This is a genomic window from uncultured Sutterella sp., assembly GCF_937923675.1.
In the GTDB taxonomy this organism is placed as follows: domain Bacteria; phylum Pseudomonadota; class Gammaproteobacteria; order Burkholderiales; family Burkholderiaceae_F; genus Sutterella.
The window spans coordinates 22,743-31,681 of the sequence record NZ_CALDXB010000089.1 but is presented as its reverse complement, the minus strand read 5'-3'; the positions used below and the strand labels follow the sequence as shown (position 1 = coordinate 31,681).

At 58.7% G+C, this 8,939-nt stretch carries 9 protein-coding genes; 6 read left to right on the top strand and 3 right to left on the bottom strand.

The genetic code is table 11. From position 1 onward, the window contains the following. From Q0106_RS10735 to Q0106_RS10720, 4 genes are all read left to right on the top strand, one after another. The coding region (locus Q0106_RS10735; protein ID WP_297612722.1) for a hypothetical protein at positions 1-281 on the top strand (281 nt) is incomplete at its 5' end. Between the two features lie 799 nt (positions 282-1,080). Next, positions 1,081-3,129, top strand: a complete 2,049-nt coding sequence (locus Q0106_RS10730; protein WP_297612719.1) for a ribonucleoside triphosphate reductase — start codon at positions 1,081-1,083, stop codon at positions 3,127-3,129. Positions 3,130-3,344: 215 nt separating this feature from the next. Beyond that, positions 3,345-3,545 (top strand): anaerobic ribonucleoside-triphosphate reductase, encoded by a 201-nt coding sequence (gene nrdD / locus Q0106_RS10725; RefSeq protein ID WP_297612717.1) that lies wholly within the window; start codon positions 3,345-3,347, stop codon positions 3,543-3,545. A 12-nt stretch (positions 3,546-3,557) separates the two neighbouring features. Beyond that, positions 3,558-4,373, top strand: a complete 816-nt coding sequence (locus tag Q0106_RS10720; RefSeq protein WP_297612714.1) for an anaerobic ribonucleoside-triphosphate reductase activating protein — start codon at positions 3,558-3,560, stop codon at positions 4,371-4,373. A 77-nt stretch (positions 4,374-4,450) separates the two neighbouring features. Here the strand turns inward: Q0106_RS10720 and Q0106_RS10715 are convergent, their stop codons facing one another. The 3 genes from Q0106_RS10715 to Q0106_RS10705 form a co-directional block, all read right to left on the bottom strand. Next, a complete protein-coding gene (locus Q0106_RS10715) occupies positions 4,451-4,732 on the bottom strand; it encodes an HU family DNA-binding protein (RefSeq protein ID WP_139687853.1) in 282 nt (93 codons plus the stop codon). A gap of 602 nt (positions 4,733-5,334) precedes the next feature. Next, the gene (locus Q0106_RS10710) at positions 5,335-6,387 is read right to left on the bottom strand and encodes a tetratricopeptide repeat protein (protein WP_297612711.1); all 1,053 of its coding nucleotides are present in this window, start codon (positions 6,385-6,387) and stop codon (positions 5,335-5,337) included. Beyond that, positions 6,387-6,953 carry a hypothetical protein gene (locus Q0106_RS10705; RefSeq protein WP_297612706.1) on the bottom strand — a complete coding sequence of 189 codons (567 nt, stop codon included), beginning with the start codon at positions 6,951-6,953 and terminating at the stop codon, positions 6,387-6,389. Before Q0106_RS10705 ends, Q0106_RS10710 begins: the two co-directional genes overlap by 1 nt. A gap of 192 nt (positions 6,954-7,145) precedes the next feature. Here Q0106_RS10705 and Q0106_RS10700 point away from each other — a divergent pair, with 192 nt between their 5' ends. After that, on the top strand, positions 7,146-7,640 hold the full coding sequence (locus Q0106_RS10700; RefSeq protein ID WP_297612703.1) for a hypothetical protein: 495 nt from the start codon (positions 7,146-7,148) through the stop codon (positions 7,638-7,640). A gap of 195 nt (positions 7,641-7,835) precedes the next feature. Then, on the top strand, positions 7,836-8,933 hold the full coding sequence (locus Q0106_RS10695) for an MFS transporter (protein WP_297612700.1): 1,098 nt from the start codon (positions 7,836-7,838) through the stop codon (positions 8,931-8,933). Positions 8,934-8,939: the final 6 nt, after the last annotated feature.

The following is an 8,939-nucleotide window of genomic DNA, read 5'->3' as shown; positions in this document are numbered from 1 at the left end:
TACTGTCGGCGAAGTGGAAAAACTGGCTTTCCGAATTTATGGAAGCCCCCTTTAGTTCCGCAGCGAATAAAACAAAGTCATGTGTTGCTCCTCAAACGCAAGAAAGTGACGTGGTTGGTCCCGCGTCATTACAAATTGGCTGCATCGAGAAAAGGCTGACGACGGAAAAAGGGACGTCGTCAGCCTTTTTCATATTCATTTTCCGGAGCTGCAGGCCCGAAAGCGCTCCTCTGCCGCGGCTTGGCCCCGGCTCACGGGAGCCTGAAGGCTCCCGCATCTGAAGTTTGTCCCGGGAGCCCCTGGAGCCTCCGGGAGGCGGCCTGGAGCTCGTTTCTCTATCCTGCTTTGCAGCGTCATGGCGCGCATTCGCCTCAATGAGGCGTGCCGGAGGGCGGCCGACGCTCTGCCTTCGGAGCTGCCTTCATGACGACGGCATGAAGGCGAGATGACGACTCGTTGATGGCCGTCAATCCTCTTCGCAAATGTAAGGGAATGTTGAAGGGCTTTCCGAAGGATCAGCAGCATTCGTATTTATGCGTAGAAAAATCGTGATTCAGGCCGAACCGGCGAAAAAAAGCCCGCGGTGTCTTCAGACATCGCGGGCTGGAACAACATTCGGACGCGGCATGCTTGCATTAGCAATGACGGCCGGCACAAAGCTTTCGGCGGTCATTCCAATACAGCCCCTCGGAAGCGTCCGATGTCGACGCACGCCTTGCCGGCTCGGAGCGAGCCGGAAGGAGGAATTGATCCGATATTTATTCTAGGGACTTTTGAGTAGATTGATCCTCAGGAAAATCCCTTGAGTAGATGGAGCATGCGGTTTTCAGGACGGGTCGATGATCCACATGACCCGGGAAAACCCTGTTGGGTGAGCTTTTGTCTCATAAAGTCGCTTCAGACAAGGAAAGCGTTTTTTGTGAGCTTTCGTACTGGATCGAAGGGAGTAGGCGCAGGGGCCGGCGCTCTGTTATAGTTTTCACCCCTGCTCCTGAGAACCACAATCTATAGTCTGTTTATTTTTAAGACATACTATAGGTTGTAGTTCTTATATTCTCGTGATTTATCTGGAAAAGAAGTATGTCTAGCGCCCTCCCTCAGCATCTCCTCAAGCGCGACGGGTCCGTCAGGGATTTCGATGCGGAAAAAATCGTGTTGGCTGTGGCTAAGGCCGGGCGTGCGACCAATGAGTTCGATGAGAAGGAAGCCCGGCGCGTGGTTGAGGAGCATGTGCTTCCGCGTCTTTCCCGGCATGATGCGTCCCGCACCCCCAATATCGAGTGGGTGCAGGATGCCGTCGAGCATGCGCTCTTTGAAACCGGACACTTCCCGACGCTGCGCGCCTACATCGTCTACCGCGAATCCCGCGCCAAGGCGCGCGACGCCAAAAAGAGCTGGGTCAATGTGGAGAGCTCCATCAACGAGTATCTCGATCAGCTCGACTGGCGCGTCAATGCCAATGCCAACCAGGGCTATTCGCTGGGCGGCCTCATTCTGAATGTTTCCGGCAAGGTGGTTGCCAACTACTGGCTCAACTACATCTATCCGCCGGAAGTGGGCCGCGCGCACCGCGAGGCGGACGTGCACGTGCACGACCTCGACATGCTCTCGGGCTACTGCGCCGGCTGGTCGCTGAGAACGCTCCTGCAGGAGGGTCTGAACGGCGTTGCCGGAAAGGTTGAGGCCAATGCCCCGAAGCACCTTTCCTCGGCAACCGGACAGATCGTCAACTTCCTCGGCACGATGCAGAACGAATGGGCGGGCGCTCAGGCGTTTTCGTCCTTCGACACCTACCTTGCGCCCTTCATCCGCAAGGACAACCTCCCCTACGAGGAAGTGCTGCAGTGCATTCAGGAACTCATCTACAACCTCAACGTTCCCTCGCGCTGGGGCACGCAGACGCCCTTCACGAATCTCACCTTTGACTGGACGTGCCCGGAGGACCTCAAGAAGGAGCACCCCCTCATCGGCGGCGAAACCATGCCCTTCACCTACGGAGAACTCCAGGATGAGATGGACATGATCAACCGCGCCTACATCGAGGTGATGCTGAAGGGCGACGCCAAGGGCCGCGTCTTTACGTTCCCGATTCCGACCTACAACATCACGCCGGAATTCGACTGGGAGAGCCCCAATGCGCTGCGGCTCTTCGACATGACGGCGCGCTACGGTCTGCCGTACTTCCAGAATTTCATCAATTCGGAACTGAAGCCCAACATGATCCGCTCGATGTGCTGCCGCCTTCAGCTCGATCTGAGGGAGCTCCTCAAGCGCGGCAACGGCCTCTTCGGGTCGGCCGAGCAGACGGGGTCGCTCGGCGTCGTGACGATCAACTGCGCGCGTCTCGGCTTCCTATTCAAGGGCGATAAGAAGCACCTTTACGAGCGCCTCGACTACCTCCTCGAGCTTGCGAAGACGAGTCTTGAAATCAAGCGCAAGGTCATCCAGCGCCATATCGATCAGGGGCTCTTCCCCTATACGAAGCGCTACCTCGGGACGCTGCGCAATCATTTCTCGACGATTGGCGTCAACGGCATCAACGAGATGATCCGCAACTTCACAAACGATGCGGACGACATCACGACGGATGCGGGGCATGCCTTTGCGCTCGAATTCCTCGATCACGTCCGCGCCCGTCTCGTCGAATTCCAGGAAGAGACGGACCACATGTACAACCTCGAGGCGACGCCGGCGGAAGGCACGACCTACCGCTTTGCGAAGGAAGACAGAAAGCGCTTCCCCGGCATCCTCCAGGCGGGGACTCCGGAGCATCCCTACTACACCAACAGCTCCCAGCTTCCCGTCAACTTCACGGACGACCCCTTCGAGGCGCTCGAGCGCCAGGATGATCTCCAGAGAAAGTACACGGGCGGCACGGTGCTTCACCTCTACATGAATGAGGCGGTGAGTTCGGCTGAAGCCTGCCGCGACCTCGTGCGCCGCACGCTTACGAATTTCCGTCTTCCCTACATCACGATCACGCCCACGTTCTCGATTTGCCCGAAGCACGGCTACCTCTCGGGGCGCCACGACTTCTGCCCGAAGTGCGATGCGGAGCTGATCGCGAAGAAGCGCCGCGCGCTTGCCGGCAAAACGGAATCTGCGGCAGAGGCAAAGGCGGCCAGCTAAGCCGGCTGAAGGCGCATGAAAACTATATGTAGTATGTCTTCTATGAAAGAAATACTCTGTATAGCGTTGATAGGTAATTTTTAATTTGCATCCCCGGACCCGCCTGTTATGATGGCGGGTACCCGCATGGGATGAAGCTGAGGAACCTGATCTGCAGTCCTTCACGGGCGCAGCAGAAGGCGGAAAGCTTCATCCCGATCGACTGGAGAAGAAAAATGACTCAGCAGAACGAACAGATCGAACTCAAGGATTCCGAGCGCCAGAAGTGCGAGGTCTGGACCCGCGTGATGGGCTACCACCGTCCGGTTCAGAGCTTCAATATCGGCAAGAAGGGTGAATTTGAGGAACGCGTCTGCTTTACGGAAAAAAGCGCGGAAGGGCACGGCGAGATTCACCGCACCTGCTGCAATCGCTGATTCCCTTTAAAGATGATGGATTCCGGCGCCTCAGGCAGCTCCGGCACCTCCCGGGTAATTCGTCTCGAGGAGACGGGCAGCCGGGAGCCGGAGGAAAAGGTCCCGGCAGCGCATCTTCGCGTTGCCGGGATTACGCCTTTTACAACGATCGATTTTCCGGGAAAGCTCTCCGCGGTCGCCTTCCTTCAGGGATGCCCCTGGCGGTGCGTCTACTGCCAGAATCCCTGGATGCAGCCTGCGGAGTTTTCTCCGGAGCTCGAGCACGACTCCTGGGAGAAGCTCGAGTCGCTCCTGAAGCGCCGCAAAGGGCTTCTTGACGGCGTCGTTTTTTCGGGCGGCGAACCGACCGTCGACCCCGCGCTTCCCGATGCCGTGCGCAGGGTGAAGGACATGGGCTTTGCCGTGGGACTCCATACCGGCGGCATCATCCCCAGGCGCCTCGAGGAGATCCTTCCCCTGATTGACTGGGTGGGGCTCGACGTGAAGGCTCCTCCGACGGATGCGGAGCTCTATGACCGGGTGACGGGAAGGGCGCACTCGGCCGCGCATTTCCTGGAATCCTTCCGCCTCATTCAGGCTTCCGGCGTAAAGTTCGAATGCCGCACGACGGCGCATCCGGACTATCTCCCTGAAGAGAAGCTTCTTGAGCTCGCACGCTGGCTCGAGGGGGAAGGCGTTGATACGTTTGCTCTTCAGATCTACAGGCGCCCCGCGGGAGCCTTTTTTTCGCCGTTCCCCGCCGTGGGTTCGGACTATCCGTCTGAAGAGGCGAGAACGCTCCTCAAAGGTTGGTTCCCGCACTTCATTGAGCGCCGCAACGACCGGTAAGGGAAGGTTCCCATTCTTCCAACGAAAAAAGCAGCCCCGGAAGGCTGCTTTTTATATGGTTTCTGGGGTCGAGCGGCTTATTTGTCGCTGTTGAGCAGTTCCTTGAAGGACGTGCCCGGAATGAACTTCGGCTTCTTCGTTGCCGGAATGTGGATCAGTTCGCCCGTGGAGGGGTTGCGGCCCGTACGCGCAGCACAGTCGGCGCACTTGAAGGTGCCGAAGCCGATGAGCGTGACAGTCTCGCCATCGCGGACGGCCGAGATGATTTCCTCGAGCGCGCTCACGATGATGCGGTCCACTTCAGCCTTCGAGGCGGTATTGCGAGCAGCAACGCGATCTACGAGTTCGAGACGGTTCATGTTGAAAAATCCTTGGGAGAGAGAGTTCCTGGATATGAATTCAGTCCGCACGGAGCAAAAAATCCGGCGGATTACTGGGCCGGTCCGGGCGTAGGCGCAGAAAAGCTCTCCCCCTGAGACGTTTTCTTGAGCCGCTGTTCCCATGGCCGTAGAGAGACTGTAACACTATCTCCCTTGGGATCGCGCAAAAAAATTGTCAGCGTCTCCCCTAAGACCGATGAAAAGAATGAATGCGACTGGCCGGCAGTGGAAAAAGGTTCTGAATACTGTACAAGGGTATTTCCCTGATCCTTAATGAGTATCAACGTTTACAGTTTATAGGTTTGAGCTCCCCAAAACTTTGAGCATTCGCAAGAATCCAAGAATTTTTACGAAAGAAATGCAAAGTTTTCAATTGGATGGAATGGGATCGTGCGACAATACACATGTCGCGAATTTCGCGGCAGTTGTCTCAGGCGATTGAGACAACCTCCTTTGGTGGTATTTCTGGAGTCATTGCTTCGAAGAGACTGCCCTCAAGGACTTCGGACGCTTCGGCGTCCGGACGACCGGAGGCACAGATCTTCGACAATGACTCTTTTTTTGCGCGTTGGAAATGCGCCTCATCGGTCGCTGCGCGGGATGAGGGTCTCGAGCAGTGATTTTGGGGACGAATCACAGAGGAGCTTTTCGCCCTCGGCGCGTTCGGCCTGAGAGATCTGATTCTCAATAATGCGGGCGGTTGCTTCTGCGCCGGAGTCCCCCCTGGCGGCCGCCCAGCGGAAAAGTGTCCAGGCGCGAGGAAGCGACAACGGGAGGCCGTTTCCCGTCATAAGGAAGCCTGCGAGCATCGATGCTGCCTTGATGGAGCCGCCTTCCGCCGCACGGCAGAGCCAGCGGACGGCCTCGCGCTGATCGACTGCGCCTCCTGCGCCCGACCAGCTCGCAATGCCGATCCTGAGCTGCGCCTCCACAATGCCCGAGAAGGCTGCCTCGCGCATCCAGCGGCGGGCGCCGGGAATGTCGCGAAGCGAAATGTCGCGGCGCCTGAGGAGCTCGGCGAGCTCGAACTGCGCGGCGGGGATTCCGGCCCTGGCCGCCTGCTCGAGCCATTTCTGGGCTTGCGCTTCATTCTGAAGGGTGCCCAGACCGTCGCGGTACATGCGCCCGGCGCTGAGGGCGCTTGCGTTGTCCCCCTGAGCGGCCGCAAGCCGCAACCAGTAGAGCGCTTTTTCTTCGTCTTTTGCCGTGCCGATCCCGAGCGCAAGGGCTTTGGCAAGATCCGTCTGAGCGGCGGCGCTTCCGAGATAAGCCGCTTCCTCGAGGAGCCGGACGCCTTCGGCGGGATTCTTCTTCATCCCCTGGCCTCTGAGATGAAGGAGCGCGAGGAGATGAAGACCCGCGGGCGAGCGCTGAGCGGCGGATTTCCTGAGAAGAATCAGTGCGCGGCGGTTGCTACGCGCATTCGGAGATTCGGTGAGAAGCCTGCGGGCGAGTTCAGCCTGGGCTTCAGGGTCGCCCTGATGCGCGGCTTCTTCGATCCGCGAGAGCTGAGCAATCGCCTCTTCCCCGGTGAGGGCGCGGGGTCGCGCCACGCCGCCCAGCAGGTCGAGCACGGGCTCGGTAAAGGCGGCGGGACGGGGAATTTCAAATAAGGGGTCCGGGCGTTTGGGCATCAATGCTGGGCAGCCGTTCCGGATTCCTGCTTTTCCTTCGGAAGCGGTTCAACAACGGGAGCCTCGCCCTCCTTCGGAACGCGGATGATGACGCCGTTTTGTTCTTCCTTCGGCGTCTCCGTGAGGGCAGACAGAGGTTCAATGCCGGTGAGCACGAGGCCGAGCGTGATCGTGACGGTGATGAGGCCGTAGGCGAGCCAGCCGGCGGCGCCCAGAATGATGGCGCGGCCCATCGGGAGCGAATCGTAGTTTTTGCCGACCGTGCGCGAAACGACGACGAGCTGCTGCCAGCCGCTCGTCAGCATCCAGGCGCCCCAGAGAACGACCAGAAAGTAGGGGCCGAGCCAGTCCATGACGGGCTCATTGCGAAAGAGCGTCTGCACGACGAGGTACATGACGATGAGCCAGAGCGAGGAGCGGATCCACATGCGGCTTGCCCGGGCATTGTCGGGCTCGCCGAGCGCCATCCAGTTCTTCGCCTGAAGCGCGGCGCCGAAAATGGGGGTGAATAAAAGCGCGGCGGCGCAGACGAGCTTGGGGTTGTAGAGCTGAGGACGCTGAGACATGCTTGGGATGTGAAGTGAGTCGTGAATGGGTTTCAGAAGAAGGCACTGAGTATATTCGCGCGGGAGACGCCCGGATTCTTCGTATGCCTCGGAATTGAGTTAACCTTTAATTAAATAGATTTCGGATTCAACATATTGAAATTCAAATTTATGAAGCGAATCGCAGTTACATCCATCTGCGCGGCGGCGTTCATGGCGCTGCTTTCCGGCTGCGCCTCTGAATTTCAGCGGGAGTCCGTACTGGATGCGCGGGCCGAGGATCCTCAGGGGCTCATTTCAGGAATTCCTGCAGCAGGCGAAAAAGTGTGTCTTGCCGCCGGGAGCTTCCATTCCACCGAGCTTGATATTTCCGTTCACCGGGCGCTGCGCGACCGCGGCTACATAGTTACTTTCCTGAAGGGCTATGAAGAGCCGAATCCCCGCCGCTGCCGCTTCTTTGTCGCCATTTCGGGTTCTGAAATGTCAACTCCGGGCGACCTGCCCGCATCCATTACGCTCGACTACCGCGACCTCTTTACCGGCGAAACCCAGCGCTCCGTCTGGCGCAGGGATCCGGGGACGACGGCCTCGGGATGGAGTCACGCATCCCGGAAAGCATCTTCCAATGCGCTCCTCGCCGGAGCCTGGGGCGACCTTGACCTCATTACGCGAAATCTGGTGGATCAGCTTTTTCCGGAACTGCATTAAAAGACAAAAAGGCGTTTTTCCTGACTTTTGCAAAAGCGCCTTCAGGCGTAGCATTTCAGAATAGAAGTCTCGGGCGTAAACCGCCCGAGTTGCTCTTCATTGATTAATGCCTGCACCCCGTCCTCCGATCCTTTTCTCCCTTAAAGCAGCTTGTTCGGAACAACACGGCGAAAAATAAATCGACAGAGGCCGCTCATGACCCAAGAGAATCAGAAAATTCCCGGGAACGAAGCCGGGAGCGATGCCGCACGGAACGCAAAAGGCGCTTCGGTCCGGGATGAGGCCGAGGAGCTGCGCCGCGCTCAGAATGAAGCCAAAGGGGTGTACGACGAGCCTCATGAAATCGATTTCTCGAAGAAGCCCGCAGTCAAAAAGGACGTGAAGGCGCAGGAAGCGCCTGCCGAGCCGAACGATTCCGAAGACGATGCGCTTGAGCGCGCGGCCGAGGAGGAGCTCCAGAAGGACATCCTGCAGAACTGGAAGATGACGCTCACGATTCTGACGGCGGCTTCCGTTCTGATGTCTCTTTCCTACACGATGCTGATCCCCTTCCTGCCGATGTATCTCCTCGAAGAGCTCAAGGTTGCGCAGGAAGACGTGAATCTCTGGTCGGGCCTCGTCTTTTCCGTCTCCTTTCTGATTTCGGGCATCATGGCTCCCATCTGGGGCGCCATGGCGGACAAGAAGTCGAAGAAGCTCATGGCGGTGCGCGCCGCGGTTCTCCTCGCGGTGAGCTATGGTCTCGGCGGCATCGTTCAGAACGAGTGGCAGCTCCTTGCCGTACGAGCCTTCCAGGGTTTTGCGGCCGGTCTCTGGCCCGCGTGCCTCGCGATCATTTCCTCCTCGGTGCCTAAGGACAAGCTCGGCTTCTCGCTCGGCACCATGCAGTCCGGCATGACGGCGGGCGGCGTCCTGGGGCCCCTTTTGGGCGGCCTCCTTGCCGAAGCCTTCGGCATGAGGGCAACCTTCTTCCTCGGCGCCGCGGCGCTCTTCATCATCTCGCTCATGATCATCTTCAAGGTGCGCGAGCCGAAGAAGAAGAAGGTCGTGAAGAGCGGGGCGCCGCGCCCGAAGACGAATCTGCTCAAGGTTCCCGTGGTGCAGCGCATGCTGATCACGGCGGGCGTCGTTCAGATGACGATTCTCCTCCTGCAGCCGATTCTGCCGCTTTATGTCGGAGAGCTGCAGGGGAGCATGGACCGGCTCGTGCTGGTTTCCGGCATCCTCTTCTCGGTGGTGGGGCTCTCGGGCGTCATCGCCTCGCCCCTCTGGGGCATTGCCGGACAGAAGTGAGGCTAC

Excerpts from the sequence above, each read along its gene's own strand:
- Q0106_RS10730 (WP_297612719.1), top strand. The coding sequence starts at position 1,081 with ATGTCTAGCGCCCTCCCTCAGCATCTCCTCAAGCGCGACGGGTCCGTC.
- nrdD (WP_297612717.1), top strand. The coding sequence starts at position 3,345 with ATGACTCAGCAGAACGAACAGATCGAACTCAAGGATTCCGAGCGCCAG.
- Q0106_RS10720 (WP_297612714.1), top strand. The coding sequence starts at position 3,558 with ATGATGGATTCCGGCGCCTCAGGCAGCTCCGGCACCTCCCGGGTAATT.
- Q0106_RS10715 (WP_139687853.1), bottom strand. The coding sequence starts at position 4,732 with ATGAACCGTCTCGAACTCGTAGATCGCGTTGCTGCTCGCAATACCGCC.
- Q0106_RS10710 (WP_297612711.1), bottom strand. The coding sequence starts at position 6,387 with ATGCCCAAACGCCCGGACCCCTTATTTGAAATTCCCCGTCCCGCCGCC.
- Q0106_RS10705 (WP_297612706.1), bottom strand. The coding sequence starts at position 6,953 with ATGTCTCAGCGTCCTCAGCTCTACAACCCCAAGCTCGTCTGCGCCGCC.
- Q0106_RS10700 (WP_297612703.1), top strand. The coding sequence starts at position 7,146 with ATGGCGCTGCTTTCCGGCTGCGCCTCTGAATTTCAGCGGGAGTCCGTA.
- Q0106_RS10695 (WP_297612700.1), top strand. The coding sequence starts at position 7,836 with ATGACCCAAGAGAATCAGAAAATTCCCGGGAACGAAGCCGGGAGCGAT.